Origin of the sequence: Gordonia sp. (in: high G+C Gram-positive bacteria) (assembly GCF_020438995.1) — a bacterium.
Classification (GTDB): Bacteria; Actinomycetota; Actinomycetes; order Mycobacteriales; family Mycobacteriaceae; genus Gordonia.
The window spans coordinates 1-19,183 of sequence record NZ_JAGQTN010000061.1; the positions used below are offsets into that span (position 1 = coordinate 1).

The window sequence follows — 19,183 nt, forward strand, 5'->3', positions numbered from 1 at the left end:
GGTCGTCAGCGGCGGTCACCGCCGAACGCGAGCACGAGATGATGACCCGGTACGGAGTCACTAACCAGGCCCATTTCGTGGAAACCGCCGAACAACTCGACATCCAGCAGAACAAGTTCGACTGGTACGACCAATCAGGTTGTCTTGGAACTGATTTCGCGTTCGGCCATTTCGTGCATCCGACGTCGCGGATGGTGGAGCGAGTCGTGGAGACCGGATCGTCGGTGGTGTGGCAGCCCATGTCCAACGGGCGTCTCGGCTCCGGGATCTGTGATACTCCCACACTGCTCAAGCGTGGCGTCCGAGTCGGGATGGGTGTCGACGACCAGTCGTGCACCGATCTGTCCGACCCGTTCCAGAACATGCGCACCGGTCTGTACCTGCAGCGTGCCCTGCACTCGGACGCCTCGATCATCTCCCCGCTGGACATGCTGACGCTGCACACGATCGGGTCGGCGCGGGCGATCGGCGTCGACGACCGCGTCGGCTCCCTCGAAGTGGGCAAATACGCGGACTTCCTCGTCGTCGACCCCACGAACCCACACCTGGGACCGATCTGGGATCCGGTGGCCACCTACGTGCTCGCGTGCGGGCTGCGCAACCTCGCCGAGGTTGTCATCGGCGGGACGACGGCGTGGTGTCGTGATCAGGAACAGCCGTTGCGGACCGAAGCCGACGAGCAGGCGACCGCTCGGATGATCGCCGCCGGAGCGGTGTCGGGGTTCACACCGGTGCGATAGATCGGACCGGACAACGGCCGGTTACGGTGGGCGATCACTACCGGATATGAGAGCATGGCAAACAGGCACTGCGGTGCCGCGGCGGTGGGGCTCGCCGTACCCAACCTCGGATCGTCCGACAACAGTCCCTACCCGAATGGCGCACCCGTGCGCCCACACGGTAGGAGACCCGCATGCATTCCGACGCCGACATGACCGCCGGAGACCCCGCACACGAGACGACGTCCGGCCTTCCGGCCGATCCCGATACCGCGTCCCCCGACACCACGCCCAGAGACCGGCCGGCACATCTACGTCCGGACTACATCGGTGCCGTCTTCGCCGGCGGCTGCTGCGGCGTCGCGGCACGTGAGGCGCTCATCGACAGATTTCCGACCGACGGCGTCCCGTGGACGGTCTTCGTGATCAACATCGTCGGCGCTTTCCTTCTCGGCATCTTGCTCGAGGCGCTGGCCAGGCGCGGCCCGGACATAGGCCGAAGACGATTCCTCCGGATGCTGGTGGGTACCGGGTTCATGGGCGGATTCACCACCTACAGCGCGCTGGCCACCGACGCTGCCGACCTGCTGTCGTCGGGATCACCGGGGGCCGGAGCCGCCTACGGCGTGGGCACCGTGATCGTTGGAGCGATCGCCACCTGGACCGGAATCGCCGTCGGCGCACTCACCCACCGCACCGAAGGCGACGTCCGATGAGCCCGGGAGTGTTCATCGCCGTCGCGGTGGCCGGTGGGTTCGGTGCGGTGTGCCGGCTCGTTCTCGACGGGGTGATCCGCGCCCGGACCGGCGGCCCGTTGCCGTGGGGAACGATCACGATCAACCTCACGGGATCGTTCGTCCTGGGTGTGGTCACGGGGCTGGCTGTCGATCACGTTGTGTCCGAATCGTTCCGGATGGTCGTGGGGACGGGCTTCCTCGGTGGCTACACCACGTTCTCGACCGCGTCGTTCGAGACGGTCCGGCTGCTGCAACAACGTCGGTGGACCTCCGGCGTTGTCAATGGATTCGGCGTTCTCGTCGGTGCCACCTGTGCGGCCGGGCTGGGATTGTGGCTCGGCGGGCTCTTCTGACTAGCGGGGTGCCATCCGGATCGCGCCGTCGAGCCGGATCGTCTCGCCGTTGAGCATCGGGTTGTCGACGATGTGCATCGCGAGGGCGGCGTACTCGGCGGGCTTGCCGAGCCGCGACGGATGCGGCACCTGCTGTCCGAGAGAGCGCTGGGCCTCCTCGGGGAGGCCGGCCATCATGGGTGTCTCGAAGATGCCGGGGGCGATCGTCGCCACGCGGATCAGGTGATCGGCGAGCTCGCGTGCCACAGGCAGGGTCAGCGCGGCGACACCACCCTTGGACGCGCCGTAGGCGGCCTGACCGATCTGGCCGTCGAACGCGGCGACCGATGCGGTGTTGATGATGACGCCGCGTTCGCCGTCGACCGGCTCGGTCTGCGATATCTTCTCCGCACCCAGGCGGATGACGTTGAATGTGCCGATCAGGTTGATGCGGATGACGCGTTCGAATGCGTCCAGCGGCAGCACACCCTTGCGGCCGAGGACCTTTCCCGGGGTGGCGACGCCGGCGCAGTTGACCACCACGCGGACCGATCCGAGTGTCGCGGCGAAGTCCATCGCGGCGGCCACGTCGTCGGCCGAGGTCACGTCGGCGGCGACGAAGTGGGCGCCGGAACCGATAGCGCTTGCGGCGTTCTGGCCGTCCGAGGACGGCAGGTCCACGAGGACGACCTGCGCGCCGCGGGAGTGCAGTGCGCGGGCGGTGGCATTGCCGAGGCCGGAGGCTCCGCCGGTGATGACGGCGACGGATGAGGTGTCGATGTTCATGGTGCTTCTTTCTGTGCGGAGCAGGTGGTGGCTACGCGCCGGTGGTCAGGCTGCGGCTGATGACCAGCCGCTGGATCTGGTTGGTGCCTTCGAAGATCTGGGTGATCTTGGCTTCACGCATGAGGCGTTCGACGCGGAAGTCGCGGGTGTAGCCGTAGCCGCCGAACACCTGCACCGCATCGGTGGTGACCTTCATGGCGGCGTCGGTGGCGACGAGTTTGGCCACGGATGCGTTGCGCGAGTACGGCAGTCCCGCGTCGCGGCGGCGGGCGGCGTCGAGGTAGGTGGCGCGGGCCGAATCCACGGCGGCGGCCATGTCGGCCAGCAGGAATCCGAGGCCCTGATGGTCGATGATCTTGCGGCCGAACGTGGTTCGTTCCTGGGCGTAGGTGACGGCGTCGTCGAGGGCGGCCTGTGCGATGCCGACCGCCACAGCGGCGATGCCCAGTCGCCCGGAATCGAGTGCGCTGAAAGCGATCTGGAGCCCTTGGCCCTCGGTGCCGATGCGCCGGTCGGCGTCGATGGCGGCGTTGTCGTAGTGGGCCGCGGTGGTGGGTACTGCGTGCAGCCCCATCTTCTCCTCGGGTTTGCCGAAGCTCAGTCCCTCGGTGCCTTTGGGGACCAGGAAGCATGAAATCCCTTTGGAGCCTTCGCCGGTGCGGGCGAAGAGGTTGTAGAAGTCGGCGATACCGCCGTGGGTGATCCATGCTTTGCTGCCGTTGATCACATAGCCACGGCCGTCGGCTGAGGGGGTGGCCTTGCATGCCAGGGCCGCGGCATCGGAACCGGCCTGCGGCTCGGACAGACTGTAGGCGCCGACGGTCGACCCGCCGAGCATGTCCGGCAGCCACCGCTGTTTCTGCTCGTCGGTGCCGAATGCGGTGAGCGGATGGCAGGCAAGGCTGTGCACGCTGACGGCGACCGCCACGGCGGCCCAGCGAGCGGCCAGTTCCTCCAGGACCTGCAGGTACACCTCGTACGGTTGCGCTCCCCCGCCCCACTCCTCGGGATATGGCAGGCTCAGCAGTCCCGCCGCGCCGAGTGTCGCGAACACGCCGTCGGGGTATGTCTCGGCCTTTTCGTGGGCGTCCGCGATGGGGGCCAGTGCCTTGTCGGCTACGTCGCGGGTGAGTGCGATGAGGTCGCGTGCCTCGTCGGTCGGCAAGAGTCGGTCAACGGCCATGCGAAACTCCCTGAACTTGAAACAGTACTAAATTACCAGTGACAGTACTGTTCGGGAACTAGTACTGCAAGAGGTGTGTCAGTACTATTTCGTCCATGACCGGGCCACAGTTCGCCACCCGCCGCCGGACCGAGCTGTTCGATGCACTCGTGCGGTTGTTTCTCGCCGACGGATTCGCGCACCTGACGCTCGATGAGATCGCGGCCTCCCTCAAGTGCTCCAAGTCGACGCTGTACACACTCGCCGGAAGCAAGGAACAACTTGTCCGGGCCGCCACGATCCACTTCTTCCGCCGCGCGACCGAGGATGTCGAGGCCCAGGTCGCGGCCACCTCGGGTGCCCGCGACCGCATCATCGCCTACGTGTCGGCCGTCGGCACCGCACTCGGTGGCGCGTCCGCGCAGTTCATGACCGATCTCGACGGCTTTGCGCCGGCGCGGGAGGTCTACGAGCAGAACACCCGCTTCGCGGCCGCCCGGGTGGCCGAACTGGTCGACGCTGGTGTGCGGGCCGGAGAGTTCAGGGACGTGCACGCCGCCTTCGCCGCCGACGTCGCCGCGGCGACGATGGCACGCATCCAGCAGGGCCTGGTCCGCGAGGCCACCGGGCTCGATGATGCACACGCCTACCGCGAGCTGGCCACTCTGCTGACGGCCGGCCTCACCGCCTGACCAAGCGTCCGGATATCACGGGAAATACCTCTGAAAAACACCGATGCCCACTCGCCGGGAGCGAGTGGGCATCGGTGTGGGTCGCCGGTGAGGGCTATGTCGCCGCTGCTGTGACGTTGAGCCCGACGAGATCGAGAGCGTTGTCGCGCATGACCTTCCGGGTGTCCTCGTAGCTGAACTCGGGGAACTGCGGGATGTCGGCGGTAAAGCTCGTCGGGTCGGCGAGGCCTTCGCCGTGCGGCCAGTCCGAGCCGAACAGGATACGGTCGACGCCGATCGTGGCGGCCAGCAGCTTCACGTCGTCCTCGTAGTACGGGGCGATCCACACGTTGTTCTTGAGCTGCTCGACCGGGTCCTCCTGGTAGTGGTACGGCGCATTGTTGGCAGACTTCTTGAGCCGCTTGATGAGCCGGTACACGAAGTAGGAACCGTTCTCGATGCTGCACACCTTGAGCTTGGGATGCCGCGAGAACACCTGGTGCACGATCATCGAGGCCATCGTGTCGTGGATGGCGCGGTCGTCGGAGAGCACGTTGTCGAGCGGATCGCGGCGGCCGAACCCCTCGAACCGGCCCTTGCCGCCCCACATCGCGTTGATCGCGAGATAGCCACTGTCGCTGAGGTGAAAGCCCACCGGCACACCGGCTTCGGCCAGACGAGCCCACACCGGATCGTGCAGCGGGTCACCGAGCGAGCGCGGCTTGACCACGCCCGGAACGGGTGCCGGACGCACCAGCACCAGTTTGGCGCCGCGCGCCAGGACGAACTCGACCTCCTTGACCGCTTCGTCCGGGTCGGCCAGCGAGATCATCGGGGCGGTGATGAAGCGGCCGTCCGGCCGGTTGAAGCCCCAATCCTCATCGAGCCACAGGTTGAAGGCGTGCAGCGAGGCCATCGTCGCCGGAATATCGTGCCGCAGTGACTGTTCCACGCCGCAGGCAAAGGTCGGCAGCATGAATACGGTCTCGAGGTTCTGCTTGTCGAGGATCTTCACGCGGGCCTCGCGGTTCTGATACTCGGGATGGTCGGCGAGGCTGTCGAGTTTCATCAGGCTGGCCGGGTCCACGCCCTCGGGAACCTCGCCGCGGAACAGCAGATCGAGGCAGCCGGGCTCGATGATCGGGTCGAAGGTGGGGTTGGGGATGAAGTGGTTGACCTGCTCGCCGATCACCGCCATGGTGCGTCTGCCGTTGCGGACCATCTGCACCCCGCGCGTCCGGAACTCCTTGGGCAGGTGGCGGGTGAACGCGTCGAGCGGTTCGTAATAGTGGTTGTCGACGTCGACAGCCTGGTAGTCGAGCTTGTCCATCGCAGTCATCCTCTCAATCGGCGCCGCTGAGCGCAGGTGCATGGTCCAGATGTGCGGGTCGTCGAGCTACCCGACCATTTCCCATACTGTACACCTATCAGTATGTATGACGATATGCGCCTCGCATGCCAGTGTCGGGCGCTCCCTGCACAGACCGCCCGTCCGGCTGAGATCACTGCTGCGACGGGGAGATCCGCTGGTGGCAGACCTCGGCGACGCGCTGCCGGAACCAGGTGCTTGCGGCATCGCCGGTCAGCCGGTGCGACCAGGTGATGCGATAGTCCAGCGGTGGCAGCTCCAACGGTGTGGCGAACGAACGCAGATCCGGCCCGACGGGTGAGGTAAGTGCGCCGATCGTCACCAGATCGGTCTCGGCGATGATCTCGGGGATGAGTTCGGAATTGGTCAGTCGCAGAACTACATTGCGGGAAAGGCCGCGTCCGGCCAGGGTGGCGTCCACACGATTGTGCACGAGCGCCCCGTCGACCACCAGGTGTGGTAGCCGGCAGAACTCGGCCAGCGTCATCGAATCGCTCACCTGGTCGTTGGTCGCCGCGGCCAGGCCGTGCCAGCCGACGGTACAGGCGAACAGCGACGAGTGCTCCGGTGGAATGCGGTCCGATGGCAACAGGATCGCGTCGATTGAACCGCTCGGTGGTTCGCCGACCGCGGTGGGCATGCTGTGGCTGTCCATGCTCGCGCCGGGAGCTTGTCGGTGCAGCAGCCTGGTCAGCGGCGGAAGAACTTCCACCGCAAGGAAATCCGGAATGACGAGCGTGAACGACGCTGTGGTGGTGGCAGGGTCGAAACCGGGCGCCTGCAATGCCTCGGTGAGCAACCGCATCACCTGATCGGTGATGGGTGCGAGCCGCTCGGCCTCGGGGGTCGGTTCCAGTTCCCTGCCGACCCGCACCAGCAGTGGGTCACCGAAGGCTTTGCGGAGGCGTCCGAGTGCATGACTGGTGGCGGCCTGACTCAGCCCGAGGCGCTCGGCGGACCTGCTGACGTGGCGCTCTTCGAGCAGTGTGTGCAGGACGCGGATGAGGTTCAGATCCAGGTCGCTGACATGCATCCTATGAATGTAAATCATCAGTGGTATGCATTTGAACTTGATATGAGATGTGAGTCACAATCGAATCAACTTGAAGAGGGAGGCTGGCGATGACGCCCGCGATGGATGCACCTACCTGATCCGCGATCATGCGTTGCATACAACGCATATGCGTTGTATGCTAAGCAACGCACGGGTTCACCACCTCGGGAACGGCTTCCCGCACAGGGATTTTCCACAGGGGTGAGCGAACGGAATTCGGTAGAGGAGAACGATGAGCACCCCCTTCAATGAAGAGGCGATTGACGATCTCGGCCGCTACATCAAGGCGCAGAGGGAGATCGCCCGGCTGTCCGTCCGACATCTCGCACGGATGGCCGAGGTTTCCGACTCGTACCTGAGTCAGATCGAGAAGGGTCGGTACCAGCCATCAGCACAGGTACTGACCAATCTTGCGAAGGGTCTCAACCTCCAACCCGACGTTCTGTTCCGGATGGCCGGCTGGCTGCCGACGACTCCGGCTGAGGAGAAATGCTCGGTTGAGGACGCCATCCGCCACGACGACCGCCTGACCGAAGGTCAGCGATCGGCGCTTGTGCAGTTGTACCGGACGATGGTCGGCGATTGACGCCCCATCGGTCCCAGCCACCACATCCCAGCAAGGAGAACAGATCATGAGCAGCTACGCCGATATCACCACCCAGCTCACCGACCAGTGGGTCGCCGCCGTCGAGCGTGCCAAGGAGTCCTTGCCCAACCTCGACCGTCGTGTCAATCTGCTGCCCAGCGGATTCCAGATGCCCGAGTTCGGCAAGAACCTGCCCGGCAACTTCCCCGAGCTCCCCAGCCCGCGTGAGGTCGTCGAGGCGAACTTCCAGGTGGCACAGCGTCTTCTGGAAGCACAGCGCGACTTCACCCTCGCTGTCATCGAGCGGGCCACCAAGGACGGCGCCGACGCCGGCACCAAGTCGGAGTAATGATCGACTGATCGAATGCGAGAGGCCCCGTCGCCGAGGCAACGACGACGGGGCCGGTCGATAAGACACCACGATGAACACACCGCGGTGAGGCAAACCCCCCAGCAAGGAGAGTATCGACATGACCAGCTTATCGGACCCGGTGTTCGCCCAGGCGGCAGCCGATCCCGAGCAGGAGGCGGCGCGCGGCGCGGGCACCGTCCTGACCTACCAGCAGCTCGCCGACGCCACGCTCGCGTACGCGGGCATGCTCGCCGACATCGGTATCGAACCCGGTGACCGCGTGCTCTTCATCGCCCCGACCCTCCCCGAGTTCGTCGTGGCCTACCTCGGGATCAACGCGGCCGGCGCCATCATCGTGCCGGTCAACCCGCTGTGCACCCCGAGCGAACTCGGCTACTACATCTCCGACGCCGGCTGCAAGCTCGTGATCGCCTGGGACAGTGTCTCGCAGGCCGCGCGCGAGGCTGCCGAGGCCGCGGGCATCGAGTTTCTGGCGCTCGCCCACGGTGCGCAGGCCGACCGTGGCACTCCCCTCACCGAGGCCGTCGACCGCGGGGAGGACGAGGTGGGTTGTATCCTCTACACCTCGGGCACCACGGGCAAACCCAAGGGCGCCGAACTGACCATCGGCAATCTGACCTCGGCGGCCCGCATCGCGATCAAGCTCGGCGGCACCGCCCCCAACGACCGCATCGCCACCGCCCTTCCGCTGTTCCACGTGTTCGGCCAGGCATCGGTTCTGCTGGCGTCGATCGGTGCCGGTTGCCCGATGAGCCTGGCACCGACATTCCATCCCCAGCAGTTCATCGAGATGATCATCGAAGATCGTGCGACCCTGGTCGAAGGCGTGCCCACGATGTGGAACGCCATGCTGCACAGCTCGCAGGACACCCCGGCCGACGCGTTCGAGCATCTGCGGCTTGCGGTATCCGGTGGCGCGTCATTGCCGCTGGAGGTCCGTGAAGCCTTCCACCGTCGGTTCGAGTGCAAGATCTCCGAGGGCTACGGAATGACCGAGACGTGCGCGATCGCGACGTTCTCCAAGCCGGGCACGGAGGCGCCGGCGGGCACCGTCGGACCGGCAGCACCCGAGATGGAGGTCGAGATCCGCCTCGCCGACGGCACACCCGCCCCGGTCGGGGGGCGTGGCGAGGTGTTCGTCCGGGGACCGGTGGTGATGCGCGGCTACTGGAACCGACCCGAGGCCACCGCCGAGACCATCAGCCCCGACGGCTGGCTTCGCACCGGCGACATCGCCGAAATGGACGACGAGGGCAACGTGCGTATCGTCGACCGGGCCAAGGACCTGATCATCCGCGGCGGGTACAACGTGTACCCGAGCGAGATCGAGGAAGTCCTATACGCGCACCCCGACATCGTCGAGGCCGCAGTCGTCGGTGTTCCCGATCCGCACTACGGTGAGGAGATCGTCGCCGTGGTGGCCATCGGACCCGATGCGGAGTTGAGTGCCGACGACGTGAAGGCGTGGACCGCCGAACGCCTTGCGGCATATAAGCATCCACGTGCGGTGATGTTCGTCGACGCACTCCCCAAGGGGCCGTCCGGAAAGATTCTCAAGCGCTCGATCGAGCGGGCTCCGCTCGAGGCAGCGGTCGCCGAGTATCGCGCCGCGCGAGCGGCTGCCCACCACTGACCACGCCGCACACGGCGTCAGGAACGAAAGTCCGCACCAGGAGGTGACCCACGTGGTCGAGAAGATGGAACACACCGGAGAGATAGAACCACCGCACTGGTTCTACTACCTCACCGAACCGCACCGCGCGATGGCCGAGCACATCGGGTTCGCCTCAAGCAAGAAGCTGCTCACCATGCAACACGCGGGCGGCGGCGATGGCCGGCATGTCCTGGTGCTACCCGGGCTGATGGCCGACGACCGTTCCACCCGCGCGCTGCGGGGGGTGCTGAAAGAGGCCGGCTACCAGGCACATGGCTGGAAGCTCGGCGTCAACGTCGGCCCCACCAACGGCATCCTGTCGGGCATCCAGGGCCGCGTCGACGACCTGGTGGCCCGGTCGGGTCGGCCGATCAGCGTGATCGGCTGGAGCCTGGGTGGTCTGCTCGCCCGGGAGGTGGCAAAACTGCGTCCTGAGGATGTCGACCGGGTGATCACCCTGGGCAGCCCGCTCAATATGTCACACCGCAGCCAGTCGCGGGCGTCGGCGGCGTACGAGATGTTCGCCTCCCGGCATCTGCCCGACTACGCCTTCGAAGCATGGGTGGCCGCCCGCAAGGACGGCCTGGCCCAACCGTTGACGTCGATCTACAGTCGCGCCGACGGCATCGTGCACTGGCAGTCGTGTCTGGTCGAGCCGGGACCGATGAGCGAGAACGTCGAGGTACGGGGCAGCCACTGCGGCCTGGGCGCCAATGTGGCGGCCGCGCACGTGGTCCTCGACCGGCTGGCTGAGCCACTCGATGACTGGAAGCCGTTCCGTCCGCGCCGGGCCTACCGGAGCGCGTTCCCCGGTAGTCCTCTCGCGGCCGCCGGCTGACAGCACAGTCACCACAACACAACAGCGGATCGGCCCGTCGTCACCGCACGACGGGCCGATCCGCTGTGACATCCGCGGCCCCGTGGCCGGACCTGACACCATTGCCGGAGAATGTCAGCGGAGTCGGCAGGAGGTGAGGTCCGTGACCGATCGGGTCGAGTGTGTGGTCGTGGGCGCCGGGGTCGTCGGATTGGCCATCGCGCGGGAACTGGTCGTCGCCGGGCGGGAGGTGATGATCCTGGAGGCCGCCGACACCTTCGGCACGGGCATCAGCTCGCGCAACTCCGAGGTCATCCACGCCGGAATCTACTATCCGGCAGGAAGTCTGAAGGCGCGACTATGTGTGCGTGGACGCGGCCTGCTGTACCGCTACTGCGCCGACCACGCCGTCCCCCACGATGCGATCGGAAAGCTGATCGTCGCCACCTGCGATGATCAGCGCGGACGACTGGCAGCGCTCGCCGATGCGGCAATCGACAACGGTGTCAACGATATTCGGGCGATCGATGCGGACGAGATCGGTGAACTCGAACCGGAGATCACTGCGGTCGCCGGTCTGCTGTCACCGTCGACGGGCATCGTCGACGCTGCGGCGCTGATGCGGGCGTTGCTGGCCGATGCGACGGGTGCGGGGTCCGAGGTCGCCTACCGCAGCCGCGTCACCGGCGCGCGGTGCAGAGGCGGCGCCCTGGAGGTCGATGTCGACGGCGCGGGATCGTTGGCCTGCGACTGGCTGATCAATGCCGCAGGTCTGGGTGCCCAGGAGGTCGGCGGCGGCATCGAAGGACTGGCCGCCGGGGCGCTGCCCGACCGGTACTTGGCCAAGGGCACCTACTTCCGGCTCGCCGCCGGCCCGGCGCCGTGCTCGCGGCTGGTCTATCCACTTCCCGTCGACGGCGGTCTGGGTGTGCACCTGACCCTCGACCTCGCCGGCAATGCGCGATTCGGTCCCGATGTGCAATGGATCGACGATCCCGATGTGCAATGGATCGACGGTCTCGACTACACGGTGAACGTCGACCGGGTGCCGGAGTTCGTCGCCGCGATCGAACGGTACTGGCCCGCGGTCACCGAACGCGAACTGGTCGCCGACTACGCCGGCATCCGGCCCAAGCTCGGCGGGCCGGGTTCGCCGGCCGCCGATTTCCGGATCTCCACGCCGGCCGACCACGGTGTCCCCGGACTGATCAACCTGTTCGGCATCGAATCCCCGGGTCTGACATCGAGTCTGGCGATCGCAGAACTGGTCGGCGCGCAGATTGCCGGTACCTGACACTACGCGCGCGGCGGGTTGCAGTCGGCGGCGTCGGGCCCCGGCGGCTCGTCGGAAAGTCCGCAGGTGTCAACGACGTCGGGTGCGCCGACCACCACCTCACGGCCCGCGTCGGCGGCGGATTCCGGTTCGCCGAGTTTCGCGCACACCACACCGGCGATCACCAGCACACCGCCGGCCAGCTGGATCGCCGACGGAACTTCGCTGAGCAGAACCGCCGCCCAGATCGTCGCAGCGATCACCTCGGTGAGAGCGATGAGCGAGGCCAGCCGGGCGCCCAGGATGCGTGCGGCGACGATACCGGTCGGATAGGCCACGGCGACGGTGATCACCGCCAGACCGAGTAGTGCGAGCCAGGCCGGAATAGAAAACCCGGTGAAGTCGGCAGCGCTGTCACCGATGTCGAAGGGCATCAGGCCCACTGACCCCAGGACTCCCAGAAGCACTGCTGCAGCGATCATTCCGGCCGCCGACAGTACGGACGGCGGCAGGTCCCGGTGCGGTTTGGCGGAAATGAAGAAGTAGCCGACGGCCCCGACCATCGCGGCGGTGGCCCACAGCACCCCGGCGACGTCGAGACCCCCGCCACCGGTCACTTCCAGAACGCAGAGCAGACCGATCGCGCACAACATGACACCGACGCACAACAGCGCACTCGGTCGCTGACGGTGTGCGGCCCACAGCCACAACAGGACGACCACGGGTGCGGTGTGTTCGATCAGCATCGCCGACGCCACCGGAATCGTCTGGATCGCCGAGAAGAAGCAGAACTGCGCGATGACCACGCCGAACAACCCGTACAACCCGATCGTGAGTGCGTGTTTGCGCAGCAACGACCACCGACCGTGCATGTCGCGCAACGCCACTGGGACCAGCGCGAGGCCGCCGACACCGATCCTGATCGTCACAATGGTGCCGCTGCTCCACCCCGACTCCAGAAGCGGCCGGGCCAGCGCACCCGAGAGCCCGAAGCTCAGTGCCGAGATCAGTGCGAACGCCAGCCCCGAACGTCCTTGTGACCACACCTTGTTCTCAACGACCGACGCCACGAATTCTCACGCTAGGCGCGGATCATTCGCTTCGGCAAACCGAAGACGCCCGGTTTACCCGCGTCGAGAGCCTTCCGATGGATAAGGTCAAGGGGAAGAGTGTGCCGGGTCACCGGCACAGGGTGTGCCTGGGCACGACCACTCTCGACAAGTGATACTGGTAACGCTCATACGGTTCGGGCCACTGATCGTGACCGGACCGGACAACCGGAGACGAAAGCGGGACATGCACGTGGAGCAGCCGACCATCATTTACACCCTGACCGACGAGGCGCCGATGCTGGCGACGCACGCGTTCTTGCCGGTCATCCGCACCTTCGCCGGCGCAGCTGGGATCAACATCGAAACCAGCGACATCTCGGTTGCGGCACGTGTGCTGGCGGAGTTCCCGGAAAACCTGACCGACGAGCAGCGCGTGCCCGACAATCTGGCCGAACTGGGCGCACTGACCCAGAACCCGGACACCAACATCATCAAGTTGCCCAACATCAGCGCGTCTGTGCCGCAGCTCGTGGCCACCATCAAAGAACTCAAGGCCAAGGGCTACGACATCCCCGACCTCCCGGAGAACCCGAGCACTGACGCCGAACGCGAGATCCGCGATCGATATACCAAGTGCCTCGGCAGCGCCGTCAATCCTGTTCTGCGTGAAGGTAATTCCGATCGCCGTGCGCCGCGTGCGGTGAAGGAGTACGCCCGCAAACACCCGCACAGCATGGGTAAGTGGTCGATGGCCTCACGCACGCATGTCGCGCATATGCGCGACGGCGACTTCTACCACGGTGAGAAGTCGATGACCATCGACCGTGACTGCGACGTGCGGATGGAACTGGTCACCACCGCCGGTGAGACCATCGTCCTCAAGCCGAAGGTGTCCCTGGGCAAGGGCGATGTCTTCGACTCCATGTTCATGAGCAAGAAGGCCCTCATCGAGTTCTACGAGGAGCAGATGGACGACGCCTACAAGACCGGCGTCATGTTCTCCCTGCACGTCAAGGCCACCATGATGCGGGTCTCACACCCGATCGTCTTCGGTCACGCCGTGCGCACCTTCTACAAGGACGCCTTCGCCAAACACGGCGAGTTGTTCGACGAACTCGGCGTCAACGTCAACAACGGTCTGTCGGACCTGTATTCGAAGATCGAGGCGTTGCCGGCGACCAAACGTGAAGAGATCATCGATGATCTGCACGAGTGCCACGAGCACCGGCCGGAACTGGCGATGGTCGACTCGGCGCGCGGTATCTCCAACTTCCACTCCCCCTCCGATGTGATCGTCGACGCGTCGATGCCGGCGATGATCCGGGCCGGCGGCAAGATGTACGGCGCCGACGGGCGCACGAAGGACACCAAGGCGGTCAACCCGGAGTCGACGTTCGCGCGCATCTATCAGGAGGTTGTGAACTTCTGTAAAACCAACGGCGCGTTCGATCCCACTACGATGGGCACCGTGCCCAACGTCGGCCTGATGGCGCAGAAGGCCGAGGAGTACGGTTCGCACGACAAGACTTTCGAGATCCAGGCCGACGGTGTGGCCAACATCGTCGACATCGCCACCGGTGAGGTACTGCTGTCGCAGAACGTCGAAGAGGGCGACATCTTCCGGATGTGCGTGGTCAAGGACGCCCCGATCCGGGACTGGGTCAAGCTCGCGGTCAACCGGGCGCGCAATTCGGGTACGCCGGTGGTGTTCTGGCTCGACCCGTACCGTCCGCACGAGAACGAACTGATCAAGAAGGTGGAGACCTACCTCCAAGATCACGACACCGAGGGCCTGGACATCTCGCACATGTCGCAGGTGCGAGCGATGCGGTACTCGCTCGAACGGGTCGTTCGCGGCATGGACACCATCGCCGCGACCGGCAACATCCTGCGTGACTACCTCACCGACCTGTTCCCGATCCTCGAACTCGGTACCAGCGCCAAGATGCTCTCGATCGTGCCGCTGATGGCCGGTGGTGGACTGTACGAGACCGGTGCGGGCGGTTCGGCGCCCAAGCACGTCAAGCAGCTCGTGGAGGAAAACCACCTGCGGTGGGATTCGCTCGGTGAGTTCCTGGCGCTGGCGGTGAGCCTGGAGGATCTGGGCCGCAAGACCGACAACGCCAAGGCCGGCCTGCTGGCCCGGACCCTCGATGCCGCGACCGGCAAACTGCTGGAGAACGACAAGAGCCCCTCGCGCAACACTGGTGAGCTCGACAACCGCGGCAGCCAGTTCTACCTCGCCATGTACTGGGCGCAGGAGCTGGCCGCACAGACCGAGGACACGGAACTGGCCGAGCACTTCGCGCCGCTGGCGCAGGCACTGGCCGAGAACGAGGACACGATCGTCGCCGAGTTCGCCGCCGTGCAGGGTCAGGAAGTCGATCTGGGCGGCTACTACGCCCCCGACAACGTCAAGACCGACGCCGTGATGCGCCCGAGCGAGACGTTCAACAGCGCTCTGGCCTCCGCGGAGTAGTCACCTCGCCGGCCGGCTCCCGCGCTACAGCGGGAGCCGGCCCGCGTTGGTGCGCCGTACCTCGGTAAAACCCTGGATCGAGGTGGACAGCGCAGACGCCGTGGGCCGGCCATCGACGCCCTCGGATTTCGACACCATCACCACGTTGTCGATGTAGGGCTGGATGGTGCTGGTGTTCTGTACGGTGGCGACGATCACGAGCTGGAAACCGAACTTGCGGAACGCCGAGAGTGCCTGCTGGGCGAACTGCGGATCGGACTTGGAGAACGCCTCGTCCAGCATCAGCTGGGCGAACAGTGGCCGGTTGTCGTCGCTGCCGGGGGCTGCGAGATTGAAACTGAGCGCACCGGCCAGGCAGAACGCCATTAGCTTTTCCTGCTCGCCGCCCGAGTTGTCGCCGGCGTTGCTGTAGGTGCGGATGACCTCCCCGCTGCTCGCGTCGCGTTCCTCGCAGTAGAAGTCGAACCGGTTGCGCACGTCGAGGGCGTCGCGGGTCCAGGCCCTGTCCTCGGGGGAGTCGCCGGCCAGGCGCTGGCGCAGCAACAGGATGTCGGCGTACTGCTCGAGGATGGCCTGTTCGTCGCCGAAGCTGACGGCGGCGGTTCGGGCGGAGATCTGCCGGGCCTTCTCGTTGAGTTCGGCCACGGCGGGCAGGGTTTTGCGCCCTGGTTGCAGTCGCAGCCGGGTGCCGCTGTTGAACGCGACCGACCCGAGACCGGAGTTGACGCGTTCGATCTGCTCGACGATGCGCCGTTCCTCGGCGTCGGCGGCCATGTGCAGGCTCAGGATTGCGCCCGGTGCCTGCTCGGTGATCAGTCGGCGCATCCGCTCGTAGGCCGACGGCAGTTCGCGTTCGTCGATCCGGCGGCACACCGACACGTAGTCGTGCACGCGTTCGTCGAAGTCGTCGCTGTCGTTGGGGATGGCGTCGGGGAACTCCTCGTCGTAGCTCGCGACGATGCGGGCCAGTTCGTCGCGAGAGCGCCGGGCGTCGGCCCGCATGCGGTCGCGGTCCCGGTTGACCGCCTTCATCAGTTCCTGCCGATAAGGTTCGGGCGCAAGCACATCGAGTACCGCCGCCGATTCCTCGCGGAAACCGTCGAGGGTGGCGGCGGCCTGGTCGGCGATGGGTTCGTGGGTCAGCCGGTCGGTCAGGTCCAGCAGCTGGGTGCGCCGCTTGTCGTGGGTGGCGATCTTGTCGCGGACCAACGCTGCCTGGGAGATGGCCCCACGCACCTGTTCCCAGATCTCCTCGGCCTTGCGTTGCAGCGCCTCCACATCAGGATTGGCATCCATCAGCAGTTCGTACTGATCGGTGAGAGCGTCGACACGGTCGTCGGCGGTGTCGGTGTCGATCTCGCTCCACTGTGTGAACTGCTCACACACCCGTCGGTAGGCGTCGCGGCGCTGTTGCAGTTCGGTACGGTCCCGGTCCAGGTCGGCGCTGGCTTGATGGGCGGCGTCATACAGGCGCTGCTCGTGATCGAGTTCCTCACGCAGCGCGGTGATCTTGGAGTCGACGTGGCCGACGAAGATGTACTGCGACGGCCGTAACGCCTGCCGGTCGTCCTTGACGGCCAGCTTGGCCGAATCCTTGCGTAGGCCCTGATCGGTGACAGCCTTGGCATGATTGCGGAACTCTGCCGGATCATCCACGCACACATGGTTTCCCAGCCGTGCCAGGATGGTCAGCGCCTCGGCGGCGCACGGATGGTCGGGGTCGACAGCGCGCAGCATCGCCCCGAGGGTGCCCGGTTCGGGGGTGGGCATCGGGTGTTGTTCGGCATGATGAAGCTGGATACGCCCACGCATGTCGTGGCTGTTGACATAGCGCAGCGCGGCCCGGAAATGCTCGTCGGGCACCAGCAGCCGCAGCCCCGCGCCACGCAACACCTTCTCCACCGCCAAACGCCAGCGGCCCGCATCGGGACGCAACTCCACCAGTTCGGCGACATACCGCAATTCCGATTCGTCGATCTGCAGGTGGTTGGCGAGCATGCGCCGCATCTCATGTTCGGCTCGCGGCAGCGTCGACCCGGCCTGCTCGACGCGGTGGAGTTCTGCGGCGACCGCATCACGCTGGCCGCGGACGGCGACCTCGTGGGCGAGGGTTTCGGCGAACTGCGCCTTGCCCGCCTCGAGTTGACTGTCGATGCGGGTGGCGTCGTCCATCAGCTGGTCGCGTAGTTCCCAGAACTGGCTACCGTCATCGGGAAGCTCGAAACCCAGTGCGGCGATGCGATGTTCGTAGTTGGTGCGTTTGATGGCCACCTCACCGGCGAACTTCTGCGCAGCCGCGAGCTGCTCCTGCAGTGGGGCGAGGTCGCCGGTGGAGGTGGATATCCGCGAGAGCAGGTTGCTGTGGTCGGCGCGCAACTGATCGTGCTGGGCGGTCAGTGAGTTCAGGTCACCGTCGAGGCGGGCGATCTGATCGTCAAGGTCAGCGATTTCCGGCCCGGCGGTGCGCAGCCGCAGATTGTTCAGGTAGGCGCGCACCGCGTCGGTGTCGATGGTGTCGAGCACGCTGAATGTGGCCGACTCCCCCGCGTACCGTTCCTGGACCTCCTCGATATTGCCGAGAATGGTGCGTTTGCGGCGTGCGACGTCGAGCAATTCGCGGGCCTGCACCAGCGGATCGATCTGGTCGAGCGCATCCTTGATCCCGGCGACGCTACGCGGCTCGTCGAGCATGAACTCGCGCACGAATTGGGCAAGGCCACCAACGCTTTTCAGCGATTTCGCTTTGCCGAGCAACTGCTGAGCCGCATCGGAGCCGCGAATCCCGATGAGCGAGTACAGGGTGGCGAGGTATTTGCCCTCCCCCGGCCCGCCGCGCCAGCCGCGGTCGCGGAACCGGGAGGTGTTGTACCCCGCCGACGCCCATTCGTTGCAGACCTCGACGATGTCGGTGTCGCCGTCGTGAATGAAGTACGAACTGCCGGCGTCGGTCAGCTTGCCGGCGGCAAGCCATTTGAGGACCAGGCCGGTGATGGACGTGCCGGAGGTGGATGTGTAGGTGACAGCGATCGCCGCCCACGCCGGTCCGGTACCGCGCAAGTACATGATCTCGCGGCCGGCGCTCGTCCCGCTGCGCCGCTCCCCCCACGCCCCGCGCACATACTTGCCGACGGTCCGTTTGCCGCTGGACGATCCTGCCGCCGTCGCATCGCCGGAGGCATTGAAATTGCGCCGGTGATCGGGCAGAAACGCCAGCGAAATCGCGTCCAGCAGAGAGGATTTGCCGCTGCCGGAGGAGCCGGTGATGAGTGCGCCGTTGGCGCTGAACGGAATCGAATGATAGCCATCGAACACGCCCCAGTTGATCAGCTGTAGCCGGGACAGGTGGTATTGGTCGATAGTGCTCACCAGTCCGCTCCCTCGGTCGTGTCCGGGCGGTTGTTACCGGCGTCCGTATCCGGGGCGCTGTCGGAGTCGTCGGCTTGGTCGCCGGAGGACATGAACTGCTCGAACTGCCGTTGCAGGTCGGTGATCACCGAGGCGGTCATCACTGCCGTGATCACCGGGCTCAGCACGAAGGTGTCGGGGTCATCGCGCTGAGCCCGCAGAAACTCCATTTCCTCCATCTTGTCGACGGCACGGTCGATGCGTTTGTCGAAGGCCGCCAGGTCGCGGTCGATGGTGTTGGAGACACCGGCGAACATCTCGTGGATGTCCTCGCGGGTGATGAGCACATTGTCCTCGCGCGAGGCACGCATGTACTTGGCCAGGTGCAGCGCCAGGATAGCGTCGTAGGTGTTGATCGTCTCGCGTTTGAGCAGCCTTCGGCCCCAACGAGATTCATAACCGACTTGCTCGACGAACGCGATCTGCAACTCGTCGACGATCCGCAGCCGCAGGTCCAGCTCGGACAGCCGCACGCGCAGGACATCGGCGAATTCGGCCACCCACGACCACAATTGGGGCTGGCGTTCACCGCTGATGTGGCGGCGGGTCAGCAGGTTCTGCAGCGCCCAGCACGCCCGGTCGGGCAGTGCGCTCACGTCGCCGTCGAAACGCGGCACCTTGGGGCCGTGGTCGGCGGAGGTCAGCGGTACCGCGGGCAGGTCGTCGTAGCCGGCGAACTCGTCGGGAACATCGGTGGTGGTGTCGGTCATGGGT

The 19,183-nt window shown here is 65.8% G+C and carries 17 protein-coding genes; 10 read left to right on the forward strand and 7 right to left on the reverse strand.

Annotated elements, in window-relative coordinates; genetic code table 11:
• From KDB67_RS05085 to crcB, 3 genes are all read left to right on the forward strand, one after another.
• Positions 1 to 740: amidohydrolase family protein (locus KDB67_RS05085; protein WP_291013186.1), on the forward strand; the 740-nt coding region annotated here is incomplete at its 5' end.
• Positions 741 to 913: 173 nt separating this feature from the next.
• Complete coding sequence (locus KDB67_RS05090) at positions 914 to 1,435, forward strand: CrcB family protein (RefSeq protein WP_291013188.1); 522 nt, start codon at positions 914 to 916, stop codon at positions 1,433 to 1,435.
• Positions 1,432 to 1,809: a fluoride efflux transporter CrcB gene (gene crcB / locus KDB67_RS05095; RefSeq protein ID WP_291013190.1), complete on the forward strand. Its 378-nt coding sequence runs from the start codon at positions 1,432 to 1,434 to the stop codon at positions 1,807 to 1,809. Before KDB67_RS05090 ends, crcB begins: the two co-directional genes overlap by 4 nt.
• Here the strand turns inward: crcB and KDB67_RS05100 are convergent, their stop codons facing one another.
• Together KDB67_RS05100 and KDB67_RS05105 are read right to left on the reverse strand one after the other, a co-directional pair.
• Positions 1,810 to 2,574, reverse strand: a complete 765-nt coding sequence (locus KDB67_RS05100) for an SDR family NAD(P)-dependent oxidoreductase (protein ID WP_291013193.1) — start codon at positions 2,572 to 2,574, stop codon at positions 1,810 to 1,812.
• 31 nt (positions 2,575 to 2,605) lie between these two features.
• Positions 2,606 to 3,757 carry an acyl-CoA dehydrogenase family protein gene (locus KDB67_RS05105; protein ID WP_291013215.1) on the reverse strand — a complete coding sequence of 384 codons (1,152 nt, stop codon included), beginning with the start codon at positions 3,755 to 3,757 and terminating at the stop codon, positions 2,606 to 2,608.
• A gap of 95 nt (positions 3,758 to 3,852) precedes the next feature.
• Between KDB67_RS05105 and KDB67_RS05110 the strand changes: the two genes are divergently transcribed.
• Positions 3,853 to 4,428: a TetR/AcrR family transcriptional regulator gene (locus KDB67_RS05110; RefSeq protein ID WP_291013218.1), complete on the forward strand. Its 576-nt coding sequence runs from the start codon at positions 3,853 to 3,855 to the stop codon at positions 4,426 to 4,428.
• A 94-nt stretch (positions 4,429 to 4,522) separates the two neighbouring features.
• Here the strand turns inward: KDB67_RS05110 and KDB67_RS05115 are convergent, their stop codons facing one another.
• Positions 4,523 to 5,746, reverse strand: a complete 1,224-nt coding sequence (locus KDB67_RS05115) for an amidohydrolase family protein (protein WP_291013220.1) — start codon at positions 5,744 to 5,746, stop codon at positions 4,523 to 4,525.
• A 163-nt stretch (positions 5,747 to 5,909) separates the two neighbouring features.
• Complete coding sequence (locus KDB67_RS05120; RefSeq protein ID WP_291013222.1) at positions 5,910 to 6,809, reverse strand: LysR family transcriptional regulator; 900 nt, start codon at positions 6,807 to 6,809, stop codon at positions 5,910 to 5,912.
• 253 nt (positions 6,810 to 7,062) lie between these two features.
• Here KDB67_RS05120 and KDB67_RS05125 point away from each other — a divergent pair, with 253 nt between their 5' ends.
• The 5 genes from KDB67_RS05125 (at position 7,063) to KDB67_RS05145 (ending at position 11,554) form a co-directional block, all read left to right on the forward strand.
• Positions 7,063 to 7,416 carry a helix-turn-helix transcriptional regulator gene (locus KDB67_RS05125; protein WP_291013225.1) on the forward strand — a complete coding sequence of 118 codons (354 nt, stop codon included), beginning with the start codon at positions 7,063 to 7,065 and terminating at the stop codon, positions 7,414 to 7,416.
• A 46-nt stretch (positions 7,417 to 7,462) separates the two neighbouring features.
• Entirely contained in the window at positions 7,463 to 7,765 is a 303-nt protein-coding gene (locus tag KDB67_RS05130) for a hypothetical protein (protein ID WP_291013227.1), read from the forward strand.
• A 121-nt stretch (positions 7,766 to 7,886) separates the two neighbouring features.
• Entirely contained in the window at positions 7,887 to 9,422 is a 1,536-nt protein-coding gene (locus tag KDB67_RS05135; RefSeq protein WP_291013229.1) for an AMP-binding protein, read from the forward strand.
• Between the two features lie 52 nt (positions 9,423 to 9,474).
• Positions 9,475 to 10,281 carry an alpha/beta hydrolase gene (locus KDB67_RS05140; RefSeq protein ID WP_291013232.1) on the forward strand — a complete coding sequence of 269 codons (807 nt, stop codon included), beginning with the start codon at positions 9,475 to 9,477 and terminating at the stop codon, positions 10,279 to 10,281.
• 142 nt (positions 10,282 to 10,423) lie between these two features.
• Complete coding sequence (locus KDB67_RS05145; RefSeq protein WP_291013234.1) at positions 10,424 to 11,554, forward strand: NAD(P)/FAD-dependent oxidoreductase; 1,131 nt, start codon at positions 10,424 to 10,426, stop codon at positions 11,552 to 11,554.
• 2 nt (positions 11,555 to 11,556) lie between these two features.
• On the opposite strand, the gene KDB67_RS05150 is transcribed toward KDB67_RS05145, so the two are convergent.
• Complete coding sequence (locus KDB67_RS05150) at positions 11,557 to 12,603, reverse strand: EamA family transporter (RefSeq protein ID WP_291013236.1); 1,047 nt, start codon at positions 12,601 to 12,603, stop codon at positions 11,557 to 11,559.
• Positions 12,604 to 12,829: 226 nt separating this feature from the next.
• On the opposite strand from KDB67_RS05150, the gene KDB67_RS05155 reads away from it, so the two are divergent.
• Entirely contained in the window at positions 12,830 to 15,064 is a 2,235-nt protein-coding gene (locus KDB67_RS05155; RefSeq protein ID WP_291013238.1) for an NADP-dependent isocitrate dehydrogenase, read from the forward strand.
• A gap of 24 nt (positions 15,065 to 15,088) precedes the next feature.
• On the opposite strand, the gene KDB67_RS05160 is transcribed toward KDB67_RS05155, so the two are convergent.
• Entirely contained in the window at positions 15,089 to 18,433 is a 3,345-nt protein-coding gene (locus tag KDB67_RS05160; protein ID WP_291013406.1) for an ATP-binding protein, read from the reverse strand.
• A complete protein-coding gene (locus tag KDB67_RS05165; RefSeq protein WP_291013241.1) occupies positions 18,427 to 19,179 on the reverse strand; it encodes a DUF4194 domain-containing protein in 753 nt (250 codons plus the stop codon). The genes KDB67_RS05160 and KDB67_RS05165 overlap by 7 nt, the downstream gene beginning before the upstream one ends.
• Positions 19,180 to 19,183 lie beyond the last annotated feature (4 nt).